This window comes from Paenibacillus sp. PastF-3, assembly GCF_029893135.1.
GTDB classification, from domain to species: Bacteria; Bacillota; Bacilli; order Paenibacillales; family Paenibacillaceae; genus Paenibacillus_AQ; species Paenibacillus_AQ nitricinens.
The window spans coordinates 644,347-667,073 of sequence record NZ_JARXWM010000001.1 but is presented as its reverse complement, the minus strand read 5'-3'; the positions used below and the strand labels follow the sequence as shown (position 1 = coordinate 667,073).

General features: G+C 42.7%; 16 protein-coding genes. 2 read left to right on the top strand and 14 right to left on the bottom strand.

Going from position 1 to position 22,727, the window contains the following annotated elements; translation table 11 throughout:
• Positions 1 to 84 precede the first annotated feature (84 nt).
• Entirely contained in the window at positions 85 to 2,748 is a 2,664-nt protein-coding gene (locus M2444_RS03075; protein WP_280786238.1) for a family 78 glycoside hydrolase catalytic domain, read from the bottom strand.
• A gap of 163 nt (positions 2,749 to 2,911) precedes the next feature.
• Between M2444_RS03075 and M2444_RS03070 the strand changes: the two genes are divergently transcribed.
• Positions 2,912 to 3,790 carry an AraC family transcriptional regulator gene (locus M2444_RS03070; protein ID WP_280786237.1) on the top strand — a complete coding sequence of 293 codons (879 nt, stop codon included), beginning with the start codon at positions 2,912 to 2,914 and terminating at the stop codon, positions 3,788 to 3,790.
• A gap of 83 nt (positions 3,791 to 3,873) precedes the next feature.
• On the opposite strand, the gene M2444_RS03065 is transcribed toward M2444_RS03070, so the two are convergent.
• From M2444_RS03065 to M2444_RS03010, 12 genes are all read right to left on the bottom strand, one after another.
• Entirely contained in the window at positions 3,874 to 4,656 is a 783-nt protein-coding gene (locus tag M2444_RS03065) for an ABC transporter ATP-binding protein (RefSeq protein ID WP_094868990.1), read from the bottom strand.
• Between the two features lie 38 nt (positions 4,657 to 4,694).
• Entirely contained in the window at positions 4,695 to 5,381 is a 687-nt protein-coding gene (locus M2444_RS03060; protein ID WP_280786236.1) for a FadR/GntR family transcriptional regulator, read from the bottom strand.
• Between the two features lie 165 nt (positions 5,382 to 5,546).
• Positions 5,547 to 5,924 carry a VOC family protein gene (locus tag M2444_RS03055; RefSeq protein WP_094868992.1) on the bottom strand — a complete coding sequence of 126 codons (378 nt, stop codon included), beginning with the start codon at positions 5,922 to 5,924 and terminating at the stop codon, positions 5,547 to 5,549.
• Between the two features lie 226 nt (positions 5,925 to 6,150).
• The gene (ppsA, locus tag M2444_RS03050; RefSeq protein ID WP_280786235.1) at positions 6,151 to 8,763 is read right to left on the bottom strand and encodes a phosphoenolpyruvate synthase; all 2,613 of its coding nucleotides are present in this window, start codon (positions 8,761 to 8,763) and stop codon (positions 6,151 to 6,153) included.
• A 231-nt stretch (positions 8,764 to 8,994) separates the two neighbouring features.
• A complete protein-coding gene (locus M2444_RS03045) occupies positions 8,995 to 11,646 on the bottom strand; it encodes an endo-beta-N-acetylglucosaminidase (protein WP_280786234.1) in 2,652 nt (883 codons plus the stop codon).
• A 292-nt stretch (positions 11,647 to 11,938) separates the two neighbouring features.
• On the bottom strand, positions 11,939 to 12,247 hold the full coding sequence (locus tag M2444_RS03040) for a hypothetical protein (protein WP_094875013.1): 309 nt from the start codon (positions 12,245 to 12,247) through the stop codon (positions 11,939 to 11,941).
• Positions 12,220 to 12,417: a hypothetical protein gene (locus tag M2444_RS03035; protein ID WP_280786233.1), complete on the bottom strand. Its 198-nt coding sequence runs from the start codon at positions 12,415 to 12,417 to the stop codon at positions 12,220 to 12,222. Before M2444_RS03035 ends, M2444_RS03040 begins: the two co-directional genes overlap by 28 nt.
• 420 nt (positions 12,418 to 12,837) lie before the next feature.
• Positions 12,838 to 13,317, bottom strand: coding sequence for a DUF6530 family protein (locus M2444_RS03030; RefSeq protein WP_042188373.1), 480 nt, complete (start codon positions 13,315 to 13,317; stop codon positions 12,838 to 12,840).
• A gap of 74 nt (positions 13,318 to 13,391) precedes the next feature.
• On the bottom strand, positions 13,392 to 13,751 hold the full coding sequence (locus tag M2444_RS03025; RefSeq protein ID WP_280786232.1) for a GIY-YIG nuclease family protein: 360 nt from the start codon (positions 13,749 to 13,751) through the stop codon (positions 13,392 to 13,394).
• Positions 13,752 to 13,804: 53 nt separating this feature from the next.
• Positions 13,805 to 15,016 (bottom strand): MFS transporter, encoded by a 1,212-nt coding sequence (locus tag M2444_RS03020; protein WP_280786231.1) that lies wholly within the window; start codon positions 15,014 to 15,016, stop codon positions 13,805 to 13,807.
• A 286-nt stretch (positions 15,017 to 15,302) separates the two neighbouring features.
• The gene (locus tag M2444_RS03015) at positions 15,303 to 15,824 is read right to left on the bottom strand and encodes a GNAT family N-acetyltransferase (protein WP_094868999.1); all 522 of its coding nucleotides are present in this window, start codon (positions 15,822 to 15,824) and stop codon (positions 15,303 to 15,305) included.
• Positions 15,821 to 16,492 (bottom strand): Rossmann-fold NAD(P)-binding domain-containing protein, encoded by a 672-nt coding sequence (locus M2444_RS03010; RefSeq protein WP_280786230.1) that lies wholly within the window; start codon positions 16,490 to 16,492, stop codon positions 15,821 to 15,823. The genes M2444_RS03015 and M2444_RS03010 overlap by 4 nt, the downstream gene beginning before the upstream one ends.
• A gap of 344 nt (positions 16,493 to 16,836) precedes the next feature.
• Here M2444_RS03010 and M2444_RS03005 point away from each other — a divergent pair, with 344 nt between their 5' ends.
• Entirely contained in the window at positions 16,837 to 17,724 is an 888-nt protein-coding gene (locus M2444_RS03005) for a class I SAM-dependent methyltransferase (RefSeq protein WP_280786229.1), read from the top strand.
• Between the two features lie 67 nt (positions 17,725 to 17,791).
• Here M2444_RS03005 and M2444_RS03000 read toward each other — a convergent pair whose 3' ends face one another.
• Positions 17,792 to 22,723, bottom strand: a complete 4,932-nt coding sequence (locus M2444_RS03000) for an S-layer homology domain-containing protein (RefSeq protein WP_280786228.1) — start codon at positions 22,721 to 22,723, stop codon at positions 17,792 to 17,794.
• Positions 22,724 to 22,727: the final 4 nt, after the last annotated feature.

Sequence of the window (22,727 nt, the reverse complement as noted above, 5' to 3'; positions counted from 1 at the left end):
GTCAACTAACCCCCAATGATATAGAAATCTTCAGTATCAGCTAATGAAGAAGAATCAAGACTAATCCTCTTCCATATACAAACTTTAACTAATAGAAAACGTAAAGTGATAATCCCCGGATCCAACCATTAGTTTTTGCCCTTCTGAAATTTGTTCCACTCTGGATAGACTTATGACTTGTTCTATTGGTGTCCCAGACTCCAAAATACTGTCCTGCTTCATCGTTGGAATAATAATCTCAGCTGTTGTATTGGATGGAATCAGCACATGCATTTCTACTGAATCTTCGTTCTGTTTTTTCCAAGTTACCTTGATCGTTCCATAGACAGATTCAAGCGAAGCATCAACCCACGTCAAATGTTCCCCGATCTGCGGCTGGATCCGTATTTTTTTATAGCCTGGTTCTAATAGTTCGATGCCACCGGCAGTGCGATAGAGCCAATCTCCAATAGCGCCGTAAGCATAATGGTTATAGGAGTTCATATCATCGCTCCAGAACGAACCGTCCTGTTTTATTCCATCCCAATGTTCCCAAATGGTTGTCGCCCCTTGGATTACAGAATATAACCAGGAAGGATACTCTTTCTGCAGTACCAATTGATAGGCTACATCCGTATAACCGAATCTAGAGAGGACTAGACACAAATAGGGAGTGCCCACAAAGCCGGTCGTTAGGTGCACTCCATTTTCTTCGATGTGGTCGGCTAGCATCTTGGCCGTTCGATGACGATCCTTTTCCTCTAATAAGTCAAACATAAGGGCAATTGTATACGCAGTTTGTGTCGGTGAGGCTACCCGACCATTTGGTGTTACGAACTCTTGACGAAATGCCAGAACAATCTTCTCATGCAATGCTTCATATTTTAAGGCATCTTGGGGTTTTCCAATGACAGCCGCTGTCTTAGCTAGCAATTCCGTTGAATAAGCATAGAACGCGGTAGCGATCAACTCTTTGGGTGTTGCTCCGACGTAGCTGTTTTCTTTTGCATCCAGACCTAACCAATCTCCGAAGTGAAAACCTGTATTCCATAGATTTTCGTCTTCACCTTGCACCCGAATATACTCGACCCATGCTTTCATACTGGGATATTGCGTTTTCAACACACGGATGTCTCCATAACATTGATAAAGCGTCCAAGGACAAATTACTGCGGCGTCTCCCCAAGCAGCAGAGCCATATCCTGCCGCTGGCACATCGGGAATAACATGAGGAACTCTTCCGTTCTCTTCTTGATCCGCGGCCAAATCCTTTAGCCACTTTTCAAAGAACGGGACGACATTCATGTTGAAGGCAGATGTGCGAATAAAGACTTGAGCATCCCCTGTCCATCCCAATCTTTCGTCCCGTTGAGGGCAATCTGTCGGGATATCTAGAAAATTCCCCTTTTGTCCCCATAAGATGTTGTGCTGAAGCTGATTCAAGAGTTCATCTGAACAGTTGAAATTCCCCGTTTGCTCCAAGTCCGTATGGATGACGCAGCCGATGAATTGTTCCAATAATTGATCTAGCGGTATGCTGCCTGTCACTTTTACATAACGGAATCCTTGGAAGGATAAATACGGTTCAAACGTTTCTACCTCCCCGCCATGGCATATATAAGTAACAGTCTGCTTTGCAGATCGTAAATTTCCGGTGTAGAAGTTCCCTTCGAGGTCCAACACCTCAGCATGTTCTAAAGTAATTATCGTTCCAGCCTCTGCATGAACCGTAAATCTTACCCATCCAACCATATTTTGTCCCATATCCAGCACGTGTTCGCCTTTAGGTGTAGTAATGACTGCGATAGGCTTGATGGTTTCTATAATCCTGGTCGGTTCATTTTCCTGAGCAATCAATGAAGTGTCTGGACGGTCCTTGAGAATAGTCCTTTCCCACTTTACATCCTCATAACCGGGAGAAGACCAACCTTCTACCTCAAGCCTCGCATCATACGTCTCGCCATGATACAACTCCGACATCAAAAGTGGACCTGTAGAAGTACGCCAGTTGTCATCCGATATAATGATTTGTTCAGAACCATCGGATAAGGTGATGTGTAGCTGGATAAGCACAGCACGATCTTCACCAAAGATGTCTTTCTTCCCTTCCCAAGCTAAATATCCTTTATACCACCCGTTTCCCACTATGCAACCAAGAGCGTTATTGCCAGCAGCAACCAAAGAAGTCACGTCATAGGTCTGATATTGAAGCCGTTTATTATAACTGGTCCAACCAGGGTTAAATAACGTGTTATCTGCTGGTATACCATTTATATATAGGCGGTACATCCCAAGAGACGTTGCATACACACGCGCTGATACAACATTATCAGGGATTGAAAATTCCGTACGAATATAGTCGCAAGGATCTGCCCCATTCTCTTGTTGACTCGGAGATGCTGCTATCCATTTTGCCTGCCACTCATCTACCGATAACAATGCCGTTTCCCAATACGCAGGTTCACTCCATTCCGAAACCATCCCTTGATCGTCCCAAGCTCGAACCCTAAAGTAATACCGTGTGCGTGACTGTAAGGCAGGACCTTCGTATTCAATATGCACATTGCTATCCGACTCTGCCTTTTCTGAATCCCATATGATTTCTGAAAAGAATTTGTGATCATTTGCGACTTGAACTTGAAAGGCAGATTGGATAAATCCCCTTATTTCTGTAATGATCCACCAACTAAGCCGCGGGTATAAATCATCAATTCCCAACGGATTCTTTCTATAGTTCACTTTTAGATTTGAAACTTCAAAATTGGACATTTGTATTTACCTCCCATATTCATACGGCAGCTATTTCTATTGTATGAGTTGAGAGAGAATAGAATTGGGGGTATTTCAGACATTTTTATAGGTGGATCTAGACATTCATTCATTAGTTTCGTACGATATGTCTAGCCTTAGCAATTTGAAAGGGGCCACGATTATGAGTATCAGACGCAGCACTTTTGTCATGTCTGGAGATAGCTTTTTCGAGCCTGGTGTGCCAATTTATGTGAACAGGGCTTATGAAACGTTCGAATTGAATGCGCATTCCCATGAGTTTATCGAAATTACTTATATCAGTGAAGGAGCAGGGGTTCACTATATTGACGATGAGGTTGTTCCTGTCGAGCACGGTACGTTATTTTATATACCTGTTGGGCGCAGTCATGTATTTCGACCTAAGACCTCGATGAAAACCCGCCCGCTCATCGTTTATAACTGTTTATTTCCAGTAAAGTATTTATCAGAACTTCAGGCTACCTTTCCTCACACCACAGATATTTGTGAATTTTTCACAGACATGCAATTGCAATGGTTCTCTATGAAAGATGTCAATGGCGCATACCATATTATGTTCCGTGAACTATTTCGTGAATTCTCAGCGAAACCGCCAGGATATCTAGCTGTCCTCGATGCTCTAGTCGTACAAATATTAACAGGCTTGTTTAGACATCGGTTGCAGAATGTTGCGCCAGCAGGGGCTAAGCCGCAATGGATGGCAGTAGATGAAGCGATTGCATTTATAACTTATAACTATGCCAATGGGCTTAAACTTGGCGATCTTGCTAATAAAGCGAACCTTAGTGAACGGCAATTCAGCCGCCTTTTTCAGCATCAGACTGGAATGAACTTTACAGATTATATGCAAAGTATTCGAATGGATGCTGCGTGTCGTATGCTTTCGGGAGGTCAGAGAAGTGTAAGTGAAATTGCCTCTGCAGTTGGATATGCTGACCTCAAATTTTTTCACCATATATTTAAGAAAAAGATAGGAATGAGTCCCAAACAATATAGTAATTCTATACGAAGTGAGAAGTAGCTTCTAACATCCAAGGTAACAAAAGCTGCCTAGCATTTGCTAGGCAGCTTTTGTTATCGTATAAGATGATCAGGCAGTGTATCCTACTTATCACCGGCAAGTGTAAGCCACTTGCGATTGTGATGCTCCTGAACTTCAACGGGGGTATCAAAGAAATCGCTCAACACATCTGACTGCAAGCAATTGTCTGTCTCATCCCCTTTGTAGATTTCTCCGTTCTTCACCAACAAAGTATGCGTAAAGCATGGTGTTATCTCCTCGATATGATGCGTTACATACAGCAAAGTTGGTCCGCTGGGTTGCTTCGTAATCTTCTCAATCATTTGCAACAGCTGTTCCCGGGCAAAAATATCGAGTCCTGTGCAAGGCTCATCAAGAATTAATAGATCTGGATTGGCCATAAGTGCGCGTGCAATGAGGACTTTCTGACGCTGACCTTGCGACAAGGTATCGTATGTACGAGCAGCTAAGGAAAAGCAGTCTAGAAATTCCATCAACTCCTCGGCTTGCTTTTGATCCTCTTCATTCGTCTTGTCGTATAAACCGATAGTTGCGAATTTTCCGCTGAGGACGATAGTCAGTGCAGTCTGGTGGCCGTATAGCTTCTGTTGCAGCGAGGTGCTGACCCAACCGATTCGTTTCCGTAACTCTCTAAGATCCACATCGCCAAAGCGGTGGTCTAGCACTTCGACTTGCCCAGTCGTCGGCCATATATAGCCGTTCACTACGTTCAGCATCGTCGTCTTGCCTGAACCGTTTAGTCCGACGATACACCAGTGTTGCCCTTGTTTCACTTCCCAATTCATATCGCGTAAGATCATTGTTTTATCACGTTGCCATGATACATTTTTGAGTGATATAATCATGCCCAAATTCCTCCTCTACATGAATGTCTATATTGAACTTAAAGCTCAGAAAGAGTTCCATTTAAAATTTTGAGGGTCGATTGTACTGCTTGATCTGGATCTCCATTTTTAATAGATTCATACACTTGTTCATGGTAATCGGATTGAGGATCATGAGAACTATAATTACGGTTTAATTTGCTCATTGCATCTGACAAAATATGAGTAAACGTTCTATATAAGTCAATGATTACAGCGTTTTGACATGCCATTGCTACAGCCATGTGGAATTCTATATCCGATTTGGCATACAGTTCACGATCATTCTGCTTTAGAGCCATATCTCTTGTATCTAAATGTTTTCGCATGTTGAATAAGTCAGTGTCATCATGACGTAGAGCTGCTAATCTTGCGATTTCTAATTCAATCATTTTTCGAGCTTCGAAGACCTCAATCAATTCTGCACGATGTAAACGATGGGTAAGTGGTTCTTGAATAATAGGACTGGATTTTAAGTAGGTTCCAAAACCCTGTTTTTTCTCTAAGAGACCAGCATGAACTAACACACGCACTGCTTCTCTTATCGTTGATCGCCCTACATTAAATAATTTCATTAATTCAGGTTCTGGAGGTAATTTGTCTCCTGGCAGGATTGTTCCTGTTGAAATTTTTTGTTGTATTTGATTAACAACATCGTCCACTAACTTAGTGGATTGAACAGGTTGGAATGCCCCCTTTTCAAACATCTGATCATCTCCTCTTTTTGCAGAATAACATGATATTCTTTACTTAACAAGTAAGATTTTGAAGTTTATAACGATTATTAGGGTAATGAAAAAGCAGCTAATCATTTTGATTAGCTGCTTAAGTAGCTTATTTAGCTACAGCCTTATTGCATGTTTCACTCTATTTTATTGTCCTTTTTCCATTACAGCAAAGTAGTTATTTTCACCATCTGCGAAATTGAATACTCTTCCACCGGGAATTTCTACAATATCTCCAACCGTAACATTCTTGTCCTTCAACTCTCGATTCAATTGATCAAAATTATCCGAAAAGAACATTAAAGAAGGTGTTCCGAGATTCATTTCAGGATTCATTTGGGCAACCAACTCTTTATTATGAAGAACAATGCTAGTCGCTGCACCTTTCGGAGCAAGTTCGATAAATCTCATAGGGCCATTTGTTTCGTCCAAAATCACCTCAAACCCTAGCTTTTCTGTCCAGAATTCTTTGGATTCCTCTTGGTTATTTACATATAACATAATTTGTCCGATTTTATTAATCATAATTTATACTCTCCTTAGTCGGGATAATTTATTGCTTGTTAAATATACCTCATTACGAATATTCCCGTCAAGGAATATAAATTGAACTTCCCTTTTCAAATACAAGTTGACTTAGTTTCTGGAGGTTGTCCATATCCTCATATTATTTACTTTCTTTTCCTACATTAAACCGAATTTCAGATCAGCGAAAGAGAACATCGATAATTATTTTTAATTTTAAATACCTCTACAATATTTCGATATACCCTTCTGTTCCATTCACACGAATTTGTTGCCCGTCTTTTATCAACTTGGTGGCATTTTCCACTCCGACAACTGCTGGCAAGCCATATTCACGAGCGATAACGGCTCCATGGGTCATCAGTCCGCCAACTTCGGTGACCAGGCCTTTAATAGATACAAACAATGAAGTCCAGCCTGGGTCAGTAAAGGCGGTAACTAATATATCGCCATCTTCCAGATCTGCCTCTTCCATGTTTAAGATGACACGTGCTCGTCCCTCTATAACTCCGGTAGAAACAGGGAGACCTATTATTGCTTTGTCTGGCAGATTTTCTTGTTTGTATTTACCTGTAATAATCTCACCATCAGATGTGATTACACGTGGCGGAGTAAGTTTTTCAAAAAAAATGTAATCGTCTTTTCGTTTACTGATGATCTGATCATCCAGTTTATTTGTACGTACGACTTCGTGAAGTTCTTCAAAAGTGAGATAGAATATATCTTCTTTTTCATGAATAACGCTAGTTTGTACGAGTTGTTCGGCTTCTTTCAGTAAAGCTTGCTTATAAATGAAGTAGCGGTTAATCATGCCGTATTTTGGATATTCACGGTAACCGATATAATTCCTGATTAAACTGATAACTCGTTTTGTCTCTTCAGCTTTAAGTTCACCATCCGGTAATTGCTTTAATCGATCTAATAACTCTTGTTCTTTTTCTAAAGCTTCTCGTCGGCCTTGCTCAAATTTCCGTTTGCCAGCATTAGGCCCAAAGTTTTTGATATTACTGAGAATCATAGGTACAAGTGTAATCGGTTTTTCACTCCAGCGCGTCCTCGAAATATCGATTTCACCGGCACATCGCATTCCGAATTTGTTGAGATAAGCATAAATTGCGTCTTGAGTTGCCTGTCCACCATCAAACTTAATCAGTTCATCCAAAAAATTATCATCTTTTACATGTTGTAAATAATTAATTATTTCCGGGTAAGGACGAATTACATCTGCAACATCCAAAAGCGCCAGACCCATTTCCGAGGTAATGTTGTTTGGTACAGACTGAGAAAGCGTGTCTGCTGCGTTTTTTTCACCTAACCACTCGTACATTTTTTCATTGATCCATGACGAAGCGTTCATAGCAGTCATAAAAACCTTTGTACTTTGTGGGTCAGATAAGAACTTCTTTAATTCCTGGAGATCTTCAAGAATAAAATCAAATAGATCTGCCCCTGATTTCGTTCGGATGTTTTGTCTTAATTCTTCTATCGATGTTTGACTGTTCTTAATCAAATCAGAAACGATTGCCGGATCATTTTCGATTAGTGCTTGAAAACCTTCTGATGAACTATCTTTACTGCTATTACCGGGCAACCGTTCTTTTCTATCATCTGGTAACGATTTTATATATTCTCGTTCTATTAGGGTCATAAATGCGTCTTTTATAAGCGGATCGGATTTTCCAAGGGTATTTAAGAAATTTTCTCTGCTGACAGGCGAGGCCAGCATATGTGTAACATCAACAAACAACCTTCCACCGGCTTTTCGCATGGGTGCAGGAGTGATTAACAGGTAAAAAGACAATCCTAGTGGTTTCATGGGATCCGTCATCATTTGTTGATGACCGACAGATACGTAAACGTGATTTTCTTGATCATTCACTTCAGGGATCGGAAATAAAGTAGTGATTGGCCGACTCTGAACAATATAAAAAGTATCACGCTCCAAACACCATTCGATATCTTGTGGACAACCAAAATATGCTTCGATTTCTCTACCTATGCGTGCCAGTTGTAAAATTTGTTGTTCGGTAAGGGTTTGAGCCTTTTGCTTATCGAGATCGATTTTCAGGGTCTCTGTTCCACCTTCTTTTAATCCATAGATAGCCAAATTTTTGGTTGCTATCATCATATCGACGATTTCCTCTTCTTGTACTTTATAGCAATCGGCAGATACCAAGCCAGAGACCAGAGCTTCGCCGAGCCCAAAACTGGCATTAATAGATAGCACCTTTCGATTAGAAGTCATCGGATCAGCTGTGAATAAAATCCCTGAAGCCTGAGGGAAAACCATCTTTTGCACGATAACAGATGAATATACCTGTCTGTGGTTAAATCCATTTAGCATACGGTAGATTACCGCGCGATCCGTAAATAGAGATGCCCAACATTTGCTTATGTGCTGCATGATTGCTTCTCTTCCGATGATATTTAAATAGGTGTCCTGTTGACCAGCAAAAGAGGCATATGGTAAATCTTCAGCAGTTGCACTAGAACGTACTGCATAAGCCTGTTCTTCACCAAGTTGGGAGAGATAGTTAGTAACTGCTGTTACAACATCGGAAGGAATTTCTACTTCCATAAGGAGTTGTCGAATCTTCCTACTGATTTCACCAATTTGCTCTCGATCGTTTACGTTTAACATGGATAGTTGATCTAATAAAGTATGATACTGTTCGTTCTTTTCGATGGCTTTTTGGTAGCCCACTGTTGTAACACAAAATCCTTCAGGTACTTTTATTCCTTCGATAGTTGATAATCGCCCTAAATTCAACCCTTTTCCGCCCACGAGCAAAAGCTGTGTTGTATCTATTTCCCGAAAACCAAGAATCATTGAACGCATACAATATCTCTCCTAACCATTAAAATGAGAAAAAATTTGACAAGAGTTTAGCTGCATGGTATATTATGAATATAAGATGCGTTATTTATGTCTTTATATTTTTTATAGTTGTGATCCGATTATATCATCGTGTCTTTTTATATGCAATATAAAAGAACCTGAATACTATTCAGGTTCTTTTTTGTGTCTCCCGCTATTATTTGTTATTCAAAAGCCATGGTTCGAATCCAACTACAACCCGTAGACTTCAAACTCATAAATTCGTGCTGCTGTATCGGCTCCTTGGGTGGGCTTAAGAGTTATTAATTTTACATAGCGAGCTTTCACCAAAGCAATCGCGTCTGTCGACTCAGCTGCCGAGTTTCCTTGCACGTTTACAACATCCGTCCAGTTCGTTCCGTCGTTACTCACCTGAATGGTATAGTCGCTTGTATTAAACCCGGACCATTCTCCACCACTCTCAGCATGCTTGACGATAAAAGTGCTGATTTGATGCTCGGCTCCTAGATCGACTTGTAGCCAATGAGGCAGATTCCCAAGTGCACACCATTTGCTATTATCCGTCACTTTACCGTCAACTGCGTTTGGTGCGCCTTCCTTGTCTCCGCATGCATGATCGGCTGTTGCAGGTTTTCCAAGTGCTAAATTCTTCACCGCACCAGCTTCCTTACTCACTGTAATGAGCGCCTTTTTCATAATTGTGTCTTGGCCCGAGCTGTTGGTTGCTGTTAGTGATACGTTATATACACCCTCCTGATTGAACGTTACAACCGGGTTCTTCGATGTGCTGACAGCTGGGCTACCGCTTTCGAAGCTCCATGACCATTCTTCTGTCTCTTCGGTCGACAGGTCGGTGAAGTTTACGCTCTCACCTGGAGCTACCAAGGTTCGATCAGCTTTGAACTCTGCAATCGGCTTCGGATAAGCTGGCCAGCTGATCTTCACGCTGGAGGCCTGACCTTGCTCGTATCTTCCATTGATTGCAACGACCTTCAATGCTGTAAGTGTTTCTTTGTCTATTCTTCTCATCTCAGGAACGTAAAACACATGATTTGATGTCGCACCCAATAATACCTCACTGCCATCTGGCAGTACTCGATAGATTTCGTATTGCTTCACCTGCTGATCAAGTGGCTTCCACTCCAATCTAGCATCTCCATAAATTCCATCGCGAAAATCGGATTGAGTAACCTTCAGATCGTGAACCGCCGGTAGCGTTTTAACCGGGTCGTTGGCATTTTGGATGGAGAGCTGGCCAATTTGAATGCTATAATTATTAATCGTATCCTTGGTATCAAAATATAGTGACAATGCTACGATTCGTTTCCCTTTGTATGGGGTCAAATTCAAAGTTTCAGTAGTCCAGCCTGGCGCTGTCTTATCCTTCACGTTTAGAAAGATAAATTGGTCTGGTTGGTCTGCAAAAGCAAGACCTACTTTCAAGCTGGGCTTGTTCAGCGTTTTATAAGTAACCGATAGCTTAGTGCTTGCTTCGATTTTAAGGTCTGTCTTGTAGAGCTTTAGATGTGTTGCATTGTTATGGCTCAGATCACCTGAAACCTTCAGCGAACTGCCGCCGTAATACGCATCGGACCAATCAAGCTCCGGAGTAAGTGAAGTTCCTTTGCTGTCTGCGATCCAGCGCCATGTTGGCAAAATATCCTGCAGGCTCCGGTTATTCCATCCCTTATCTCGTACCTGCTGCCCTCGGACATAATATTTCTGCCCGCTTCCTGTATTGAAGTTGGTGATGAAAGGTAGTTTATTTACAGGGGATGATTCTACCACATTGTTCGCGATTCCTTTCCAGGCCTGATCACTCACGGTGTTACCCGGATTCCCGTTTGGCCCCACCCAGAATTTATTCTCGCGTGTGAAGAAATCCTCCATGCTTTCTGCACTGTTGAAAGCCCAGTCTGGACGGTAGATACCAAGGGAAGTGACGGCAGGTTGACCATCCGGAAATAGCAGATTCCAGTTCACATTCGTATCGTAGCCCTTGGCTTCAACATCTATCCCTGCATACAGGTCATACGGACTTCTATCTAAACTTTTGGCCTTATCTGCTGAGCTTTTAAGATCTTTCCACCAGAAGTTCAGGAACATATTGTCTGTTATTTTCTTATTATCGTCTTGCAAGAACATTGCATTCTTATCATTTAGCGCATTTTGCCAACTGATACTGCCCTCCTTGGTCATGGAGTCGTACCATACGATTTGCATAGATGCAGATTTATGCGATTCTAGATAACTTAGGAAAGCTTTCATTTTCTGGGCATCAGCTGGTGTTCCACCCTCTGTCTCCTGGTTAATAAACCAACCGTCAAATCCGTAATACTTCGCAACCTGGATCAGCTTATCTGCGGCAGGAAAGGAACCGTCGCTATTCTGCTGAAGCATTTGCTTCACCCATTCAAATTTCCCTCCATAAACAGTTGGCGGGAAGAACACCGTTCCGACGATCGGTACGCCATTCTTATGTGCTGCGTCGATTGTATCGGCGCTTGGCGGTACGATGATTCCTTCACCGGCAGATCCGCCCCAATAGACCAGCTTGTCAACATATTGCCAATAAGTAAACGTATTAGCTCCAAATTTGTCTGATCCCTGTGATGGCACACCACTTGTTCCTGAGTTCAGTGCTGATAAAGCCATAACTTTCGGCGCTTTTGTCGCATGAGCATTGACTCCATCTGTCACAAAGCGGTCTTGCAGCGGAATTGTACTTCGGTTGAATGCCGCATCCGGGTCGGATGCAGGACTCCACTGAAGCAACTGCTCTGGAAACCAGTAGGATGAATAAGGCTGTTTAGCGAACGCAGTAGTGGATATTGCTACACACATCACAAATAAGAATATAAAACCTGCACCAATCTTTTTCATGCCGTACTCCTCCAATCGATAGTTTTATGATTGCGCTTACATTTTATCAAGTTGGACGAAGCTCTAGATAGTGGATTAATGACAAGTCCAGGTGCAAATATTACAGATTGTAAGTCTGAAGCTTTAGTGCATGCATCCGCTTTGGCTCCATAAATAAAAAAAGCCCCCATTTAAACCAACAGGTGCTCTCAATCTTTTATTATTCTTAGAATCACGATTGGCTTTGTTCAGGGTTTCATGTATGTACTAATAGATTTTTTTCCTAGATACCTACAGTGTTAAGCGTTCAGGTTTAAAAGAAATTGCCGTGTGTTCTGATAAGCTTCGTTCCATCCACCTCTCTCTCCAAGCAAGAGGTGTGGAAGAGATCATGCCAGTTTTCCCAAAACGTCCCTGTTTGATCCTCCGCATTTACGGCAACGACGAAGTCCTTCCAAGATGCATAGGTCCCGTTGCCGTCAACAGCGATCCACCCATAGCCGTTAGTTGACCCAATATCCGCTGCAGCCATTCTTGTCAAAATGTCGATAATTTCAGGCAACTGAAGGGTTTGTTCCTCTGAAGTACAATCGGTTAGGTTGCGTCCTTCCATTCGTTCCATGATCGATCACTGAATTTCACAACATAGCCCTTTCCTTCGTGGTTGAAAGAAAACACTTTGCTTATGTTGCCACCAGACAGCGGTGTAATCTCAACCGCACCGGGTCCAAGATGATTTCCTAATACATTTTCAATTTCACTTATGGTTAATTCCGGTTTTTCATACGTCACCTTTGCTTCAACTCCTATAAAATATCTCTTTCCTCATACTCAAAGGGTTTTTCACACGAGTAAATTTCTTAATCTTTCATTTCCAAATACGATCAATTTATGTATATTTTACAAGATAGTATTAATAAACTGGATAGTAAAAATAATTATAATTGAATTATCCGCACAATCCCTTATTGACCAACGCAATTTTTTAGGACTCCGGACAGAATATAAATTACGTACCCTTATACGAACACTTCCTTAATGGCAAAGAGATGTATTAAAAATGCTTTTGGAACTGATGCTGCTCATTTAAGTGTTACAAAATACTTTACCCATAGATATACTCCTGGACGGGGACCGGAATTGTTTAAAACTATATAAAAAAAGTGGCAGTCACGAAGGCTTCTTTGCCTCGATTGACTACCACTTTACTAATTAATATCCCATATCCTTTAATATTTTGGATAATGTGCTCAGACGCTCACCGATCATTTCATCATCATCGCTAAGAGCTTGATTAAACAGCTTAATATCTTCATTAATTCGCTCATTATCTGTACATACCGCTACAGTCATAGCATCCCCTTGCAGGCCAACTCTGTCGATGACGGGCTGCTCCGGGTCATATAAATTCTCATATCGATATGCTTCGCGGAAATGTTCCAACGACCGGCAAATTAGAATGGACAAATCTAGCACGCGATGAAGAGGCAGTTCCTCAGATTGTCTGGACCATTTTTCTCCGGTATATCTCCATACCTTAGCCGAAATATCGACCTTTCCTCTATCATTCCACTGCGCCAATCCCAAGGAAAGACCTTTCGCATCTGTGTTTCCAGCCATTCGGCCGTCAACCTTCTCATAATTCTCCGACACGACAACAGGCTTATGTTTTAAAGTTGTAGGTATTTTCATATTTTTTTCTTCCTTCCAGTTACTATTTTACTAATTTACTAAACGACGGTTTCATTTTATCTTGGATCTCATCGTTAGTCAATTCGCGGTTTGTTATACCCTCTGTCTCCGTAAGGCTGTAATTTCTCTAACCATGGCTTTAAGATTTTCTTCCGTTCCCAGCGAATATCAGTTACCTTATCTATGTCCTTCTGTTCTATTACCTCATAGGTGAACGCATCCGCACCGAATTCGTTCCACTCCTTCTGGAGCTGTGTATTTGCAAATCTCCCTGAATCCAACTGCATTTGCAGGGTAAGCCATTTGTTTTTCAAATTAGGATAGCTGTCGATAAATATTTTGCCGTTAATTTGGTTTTTGATTTGAGCAACACCCATATAAATCTTAATTTGTTTATACTCCTCGATCAGCTCTTTGCGTTTATTCATATCCATATTTTTCTCTCCTTATCGTAGATATTTAATTCATGGTAATTGTAGTTGGAATTTCAATTTCCCAGCGATTCCAGCTCCACTTTACTTCGTTTCTTAACCACAATAGGAAGCAGAAAAAGCGCACCGATAATCACAAATACACCACTCGCCATAAATACGCCCATCAAGGAGAACGTATCCTTGAGGTAGCCGGAAATGAACATGCCAACCACCATCATCCCCATAAAAATAGGCATGATTGCTCCTGAAACTCGGCCAATAAAGGCCCCTTCGGTATTTCGCACAAGAAGTGTCTGAATCCCCCCTTGAATGCAAGGGTAAAACAAACCACTGATCACCAAGAAAATAATCGTCAGCCAAACTTGCTTGGAAGCACCCATTCCAACCGTACAGACGGCATTGACAAGTAAGCCTATCATAAGCAATAGCTGTGGCCTTACTTTTTTGGCTATCCCGATTATTCCAGCTCCGCCTACTAACATGGCTGCCCCACTAGCCATCACAAGCCACTGAAGAAATTGTTTGTCCTTACCTAAATTCTCAATGACAAGAAAAATCTGAAGCGGCTGAGTTAGTCCTGATGCCAATCCCACCGCCGAGAAAGTTAAACTAAGTGTTCTTAAGGGTTTACTCGACCCGATGTAGCGTAAGCCAGCCGTTAACTCTTTGATGAAGCCGCTGGCTTTACCTGACCTCGATTCTTCTTCATCCCGAGGAAGGGAAGACAATATAAGCGAAGAGCCCAGAAACATAACGGCTGTCAGGATCAGAGATACGATAATTCCAAACTTAATAAAAATAAACGTACCAATAACGGGTCCCAAAACCGTAAAGACAGCGACAAGGGTTTGGGACATCGCCATGACGCCCTGCAGCTGTTCAGCTGGCACATGTCTTTTGTACAGCTTCATCGCCGAAGGCTGAGAAAATTGAGATAAGCTGGCAGATACAAAAGATCCGACAAGAAGCGCAACCCATCCGCCATTCATGACCGCAATCAGCACCACCCCAACGGACAGGCCAGATAACAAATCGCTCCATACCATGGTTCTCTTCGGCCGCCATCTGTCGGCAAAGGTCCCACCAATCAGGCCAAATATAAAGATCGGTGCAAATTCAGCTACCGATATTAAAGATACATCTACTGGATTATTATTTGTCAATTCAGAAACATAAAGAAGGACGGCATAATTCCGTATCCATATTCCGAGCTGCAACAACACACGGGAGAGGATAATTGTTCGAACATAACGATTAGAAAACATAGTAATACCCCAAATCCTTTTCTGTTTTTTTTATTTTCTCAAACTCTCCAACATGGCTATAGGATTATGCTTTAACGTTTTTGATATTTTCATTGCTTCACTCCAATTTACTAATTTACTAATTTACTAAATCACTGCTTAATTTTATACAGGATAGAGTTGTTCGTCAAGCCGTTTTCAGTTCGGCTTTTCCACAATCCTTTTTTTAAAGGTGCTAAATGATTCTGTAAACAAATAAAAAAGTGGAGCAACTGCCGTAGCATTTGCTCCACTTTTTACGTTTAATCTAATTTCCAAAAAACTCTTTAGCGTATTCTACAACACCTTGGACATCTGAGAGACCACCATTCATAAGCTCAATAGCCATAAAATTAGCGTCACTTACTTCGAAGGGTGCTTTTATACCATATTGACTAGCTTTTTTATAACCAAACTTCGGATAATACTTATCATGACCCAAAACGACAGCGCCCTTATATCCTAGCTGCCTTGCGATTTTGTGCCCTTCAATAATCAGTAGCTTCCCTATGCCCTTGCTTTGCATTTCTGGCAGAACTGCAACAGGTGCAAGCGCAACCAGAGTTTGATCACCCACTAGTATTTCTGTAAAAAGGATATGACCGACGATCTTATTCTCGTATTCTGCTACAAGTGATAACTCTGGAATAAACTTTGTCGAGCTCCTTAGTCTATTTACTAAATTGTGTTCATCATGATCTGAATGTTCCGCATTTTCAAATGATTTTTGGATTAAATGGTAGACTTCGTTAATATCTTGAACTTTTTCTTGTCTAATGATAATGTTCATTGATTTAACCTCCTGATCGTGGATTTGAGCTCATTGCTTTCTATTCGGGGTCTTGGATAACCGTTAATCGTTACTTGAATCATGGCTCGTCCCAATTGTTCAGATGTAATGACACTGTTTAACTTCTTTAGCAAGGGATAAAGTGGCTTCATCACATCATAAAAAATCTGATACAGTTTTGTTTTGGATTGTATGCCATATAGGGGTAGAATCACACCCGGTCTGAACATATATGCGTCCTTAAAAGGTAGATTCAACAAATCGTTCTCTGTCTTCCCTTTCACTCTCGCCCACATAGAGCGTCCTTTTTCTGAACTATCCGTCCCACTTCCAGAAACATATACAAAGGTCATTTGAGGGTTCAATTTTGCTAATGTTGTTCCGGCGGATAGCGCGATATCATATGTTACTTTTTTATAGTCATCTTCCTTCATACCAGCAGAGGAAACCCCAAGGCAGAAAAAGCATGCATCAAAACCTGTGATTTCATCTTGTATACTTGATAATTCAGCTACATTGGATAGTTGAATTTGTCTTAGTTTTGTATGGTGATGCTCCGTCTTTTTACGCCCAATCGTAAGTATTTCTTGAACTCTATCATCTATCAAACATTCACGCAACGCGCTTTGACCAACCATACCTGTTGCTCCAAAAATAATGACCTTCATAACATTGTCACTCCAATCTATGAGACGATTCTAATTCCAATAGTAACAGGCATTTCCGAAGCCAACAATCTTTTGGCGTAATCATGGAATGTGCTTGCTTCTTCATCCTTTACAATCAAGCACAACGACAACGGAAGGATTCCCAATATCCGCGCCACCTAATATTAAATTCCTAGAAAGCTATACTATAAATCTATTGAAGTTTGACCTTGTCTAGGATTAGTGAGACTAGCATATTCTATCGAGATTGATAATAAAATGAAAGAAATAAAACCCACTCCAAGCACTCCAATTGAACTATGATGCCCTAACCCCAAGCTAGTAGCCTGGGAGGAGTATGTGAAATGAATAACGGAGGTGTATTTTATATGCAATGTATTTTGTGTGGTCCTGCCCCAGCTATCACGGTATTCCATGAGTATCATTCGTTTACGCTGATGCGGTGTAGCAACTGCGGTCTTATCTTTAGAGCGTATATTGCAGAGATTGATACAACCGGCTTAATCGCAGATATTTATAATACAAAATGGATTGCAATGCGTGAAAAATATGCTCAAGCTACCTATTCAGATCATGCTCTCTTTAATTTAATGCTGCTGGAAATGTTCAGTCCAGAAAAAGGAGCATTGCTAGAGATTGGCTCTGGAACAGGTGAATTTTTACATGCGGCTGGAAATGGCGGCTGGAGAGCGATGGGCATTGAACCCTCACAAATGTCTCGAGCCTATGCCAAATATAAATATGGTGTGGATTTGGTTAAAGATGAATGGAAAAGAACTCAAGACGATGACTCGGACTCGGCTGAAAATCCTGATCTTCCTCGTTATGATGCGGTAGTGTTCTGGCATGTGCTTGAGCATATTTCCGATCCATTTGCATTTTTGAAAGATATTCGTACTCTTTTGACAACACAAGGGAAAATTTATTTCAGTATTCCCAATAGCCATTCAATAACCAATGAAGTCTACGGACCTGAATCACCGTTATTTATTGAACCCGATCACCTGTATCATTACACGGAGGCTAATGTGCGTGATTTACTCAATCAGGCTGGATTTGAGATCAGTTCGATATTCACGCGGCAGCTGGTTCCCGCTTCCGATGTATTGATCGATGCGCATCCTTACTATGGGCCGAATACTCCATTTGTAGAACGAATGGCATTATTAGCCAAATGGCAAGGCGAAAGTCGCGGACATGAGATATGTTGCGTGGCCAACCTGAAGAAATAATATATTATACTCACAAGAGAAAAAAAGCTTGAGCCAAATACACTTGGCTCAAGCTTTTTTGTGATGATTACAATCCCAAAATTTTATAAATCAAAGCTGCAGCCTCCGCACGGGTGGTCAGATTCAGTGGTCTGAAGGTGCCGTCGGAATAACCATTGATAATTCCTGACTGCTGCAGGTGCTCAACCGCTTCTCTGGCATAAGCTCCGATTTGCTTCTGATCAGCAAATACTACGGTTTTGCTGGAATAATCCGGCTGAAGTGAAACTAAGCTCAGAGCGCGGTATAAGATAACAGCTATTTCTTGGCGAGTAATCGGTTCTTTTGCGCCAAATAAGCTTTCGCTGCGTCCGTTAACCAGCTTTAGTGCCTGAGCTGTTGAGACAGCTTGGGAATACCAAGCGTCTGGACTCACATCTTCGAAAGTATTGCTGTTCTCAGCCTGAAGCTCCAGTGCCGATACCAGCAGTTGAACAAACTCCGCTCTGGTGATTTGGCGGGCAGGCTCATATTTGCCATCGCCTGTGCCGTGCACCAGGTCACGGGAAGCCAATGCTTCTAGGATAACAGCGAAGTCCGAATTGATATCAGAGAAGTGTATATCTCCATTCGCCGCAGCGTATAATCCGAAGTTCCGTGTTGTGAACGTGATGCTCCCTGTACCTGAAACGTATTTGGAGTTTTTGACCACTTCCGCCAGCCCTTCGCGGGTAATAGAATAGACGATGGCTTGATTCGGCGCTTCACTAGGATTCAATTTATATCCAAACGAGACCTTCATTGCCGCAGATTGACCTAGTGTTTCTATTTGCTTTCCGTCTACCATCAAGGAGATCCGGTACACGGCATGCGTTTGCCATTTCTCTTTTAATGCAACAGAAAGGGTTGAAGGATCAACAATATGAATGGATAGCTCCAACTGCTTGGAACCTTCCGGAATATTGCCACCCATCTTCTCAATAGGGAGCGTTATGATGGTGGCTCCTGCTTTTATTTTAAGGGAGGTAACCTTCTCTTTTAGTTCGGTAACGGGCACTTGAAAAGTAACACTACGGGCAATGGCCTCCTCCGCAGTAAGCTCAAGTACCAATGCACCATCTTGCACTCCCTTCATCGCTTTGTTAATTTCTCCAGTGGGAAGCTGTACAAGGCGCATTCCTTCAGTATCAGGTGAATCCTGAATCTGAATACGTCCGGCTGAGATTATATTCACTGGATGAACTATTTTCCCTCCACTGTTTCCACTGTTACTATTGTTCCCGTCATTATTGTTGCCGGACGAACTGTCGGGTGTATCTGTTCCCCCGCGGTCTTCACTCCGTACCACATTCAAAATGTAGCTTTTTGTTGTAGTTTCGTTTGCAGCCGTAACTTTGATATCGACTCTATTTTCTCCTACCTTAAGTTCACTTCCGCCTGTTACTGTTAATTTGGCTTTCGGATCTAAAGGTATCCCTGTTACAGTCACGGCTGTTTTAGAAAAGGGCACGTTAATTGTATAGGAAAGTGTGTTACGGTCAAACCCGGGAATTTCTGAACCCTCTATACTCAAAAGGCTTAAATCAGCATTATCACTCGGTTGCGTCTCCTCCTCATCTTCGACATTCATAAACTGGAAGGTACGGAAGAGTGTCGCATCTTTCGCAGCGCCAATGCCTGATCCCCACTCAATATATCCTTTTCGGCCCGCACCATCATTATCGTTGACCAACATCGAGAAGCTCAAGACATTGCCTCCCACTCCTCGAATTGGACTTATTTCGCTCCACGGCAGTGCCAGTGCATATGAGGTAATCTTAGTCGCTTCATTTCGGGTTACACTTAGTGTTCCCTTGGTCAACAATCCGGTAGCGGCTCCCTTCATAGACAGCCAACGGTAAATTTGTGGCCCCTCTGGTGTCTGCGAAATTCCATATTCATACCAGGATTGGCTATCGCCCGGTACACCGGGAGCAAGGCTGAACTGAATACTGTCATTTTGCCAAATATTAATCCCGGAAGCGTTATGGCTGAATACATCATCACGGATGTCGGCGGTCAAATAGATGTTATCCGCGTCCCAGCGTAGTTGTGCTGTTCCGCTAAGATCATCCACACCGTTATACCCGCTCAGCAAAGGGGTTCCGTCTGCAAGATCAATCAGCGCGGGAGTTCCTGTATCTGTCTGATGCTGCATCCGGTTAATATCTATGTTTTGCTTGAGGTGAACTGACTCATAACCTTCAAGGTCAACAGTCAACTCTAGGGGATATTTAACGCCTTCAGAGAATCCCGGCAAAGGAATTGGATAAGTAAATCGGCTATTAGGAGCGATTTCGGCCAGTTGCAGCTGACTCCCGCTAATCTGGCCACTTCCTTCCCCTATTTTCCAGGAAATTTTGTTAATTCTCAGAGGGTCTACTCCAGAACTGTTTGTAAACTGAAGTTGAAGGGAGATGCCTCCGTTTCTACCATCTGTAATATGAGGAGCAATTTTTAAGCCTTGAAAATATAATCGCAGATCATCCACAGGTGCTTCAGGCAGTGTGGCAGGATCAAGTCCGGGTCCATTATAGGCTCCGATATTCGGTGGATTTTCTGCTGAGATAGAGTTGCCCCAATAGTCACGGCCTCCGTTGTCTGCAATGATTGCACCAGTCCCAAGCGCAGGGGAGCCTTCTCTTAACTTGTAACCGTCCACTGTATTCCAGCCAATTCCACCGCTGCCCTGAGCAACCAAGAGCGGATTCGCTGTGACGGGATTCGTATTTTCCGGCTCGCTTACCGGATGATTTCCATACAACAGGTTGTGGTCGAAGCTGCCATTTACCCCGGGCAGATTATAACCTCCCTGTCCAAGGTTGTAGACCAGATTATTCCTGAACGTATAGGGAGCGTTGATATTTCCCGCGTCGTCCCATTCATGGTCGATTATTTTGGTATTTTGCCCAGTGCCGATATAGATCGTATTGTTATAGATTTGCGTATCCGGCGTAACCCCGCCTGCAAAATTAAACGTATGCGTCAGATCATTCTGGCTGATGTTGTATCTGACTACATTGTTAGAGGAACCGGTCAGCACTCCTGGAGTTAAACGGGCATCGACAAAAAGCATGAATCCGCCCTTATTGCCATGGCTGTAATTATATTGAACTACACTGTCCATAGTATCGATATCCAGATTGAAGCCCTGACCATCTCCCTCTGGTTTATTTGTGTTAAAGGACTCATTAAACTGCACGATATTATTCTTGCCCCGGGTCGGCCAGATTGCGGCTGAGCCGTTAAACTCGCCTTCTTCGGAGTAGTTCCCACCTTCTTCTGCTATGTTATGCTCAATTAACGCTCCGTCCGCACCGAAGGTGAGGATGCCGTCGCTGTCTGCTTGTTTGACATAATTTCCGCGGATCGTAACATTGACCGTAGCATAGTCGGCTCCGTTGAAACGCTGATCCCATACCACAATTCCTGTCCGTCCAATTCGTTCGACCGTGTTACCTTCGATCCATACCCCATCAAATTTGTCCGTGCCCGTCGTTCCGCCCACATATACGGAGATTCCACCGAACGCATGTGGACCACCTTCTGCACCGGAAACTGTCGGATAACGGAAGCTGCTTGATACATCATGTATATAGTTATCCTGGATGCGGATATTTCTTAATGTTCCTCCGTTTGCGTTCTCCACCATTATGCCTTCCCGGTAAACGGTTCCTCTCTCGGAAGCATAGTTAGTGACCTCCAAATCCCGGATGCTCCAGTTTGAGGCGTTGCGCAGGTATACAGCTGCTCCGGCCATGCCTCCACCATTGATAGTCGGTTTACTTCCGCTGCCATAGGCAGTGATTGTTATCGGTTTATCGTCTGTTCCGCTACCCTTAGGATATAATTGTTCGTTCCAGATTCCGCCCTTCTTTAACAAAATTCGGTCTCCAGCCTCAAAGGTAGTCTGGTTAACTACAGAGAAGGACTTCCAGGCGGTCTCTGGTGTTTTTCCATCATTGCTGTCGCTGCCCGCAATTGAATCGACGTAATAATCACCGTCTCCTCCGCTGTTCCCTCCACCTTCAGGCAACTGGTTGGATATGGAGACTGAACCTAGCTGCATAAGCCAAGGGGCGGAATCGCCACTGAGCTCGATTTTTAAATAATGAATACCGGAAGGAACCCCTTGGGCTGGGGTATAATTCGTCCCTGTCCAAGCTGAATCTCCTGTGGCCTGTGGAGCTTCATGTATCGCTGAAATCTCTGTCCACGAGGATGCATCCGCCGACCCATAGAACTTGATGCTTCCGCTAGAGCCGGCAAAGGAATGCAGACGGATGATGAAATGCTGCAAATTATGCAAATGGTACACAAGTGATTCTGCCGAATCTGCTGTTCTCACCGCACGAGAGTGATCTCCGCCAAAAAAAGTAGGGTTGCTCGTATCTAAAGACCAATTTGTACTAAATGCATAGAGCTGTGAAACGTCATCAATCTCATCGTTAATCCTTTGGGGTACAAGTGATATATTGGAGAGCGTAAGATGTCCAAGCTGCATCAACCAGGTGTCGAGGTCGCCGCTGATCTCGATTTTGAGATAATTGATATCATTCGGAAGTGCACCTGTGGGCGTGTATACTGTTCCATACCAACCAGAACCAGTTGCTGTGGGACTGTCATTAATGGCCGGAATCTCCGTCCACGCTGTCGCATCACCCGATCCGTTGAACTTGATTACGGCTGTTGAGCCAGAGAAATAATAGGCCTGAAGCGTAAACGACTGAATCCCTGTTAATGAATAAACAGCATAACCAGTATCCGTGGATGTCCTGACCAACCGCGTAGCATCCCCGCCGAAGAATTGAGGATTGCTGCTGTCAATCAGCCAATTCTCCGAACGCAGCTCCGCTGCTGGCAGAGCAGAGAAATCATCGGCATACGTCTCTTCAGCATGGGCAGAAGCACCCATTACAGGGAACACTGCCGTGAAGATCAGCACTATCATTAGCAGTGATTTTGCGAGTTTTTTTAACATTGTT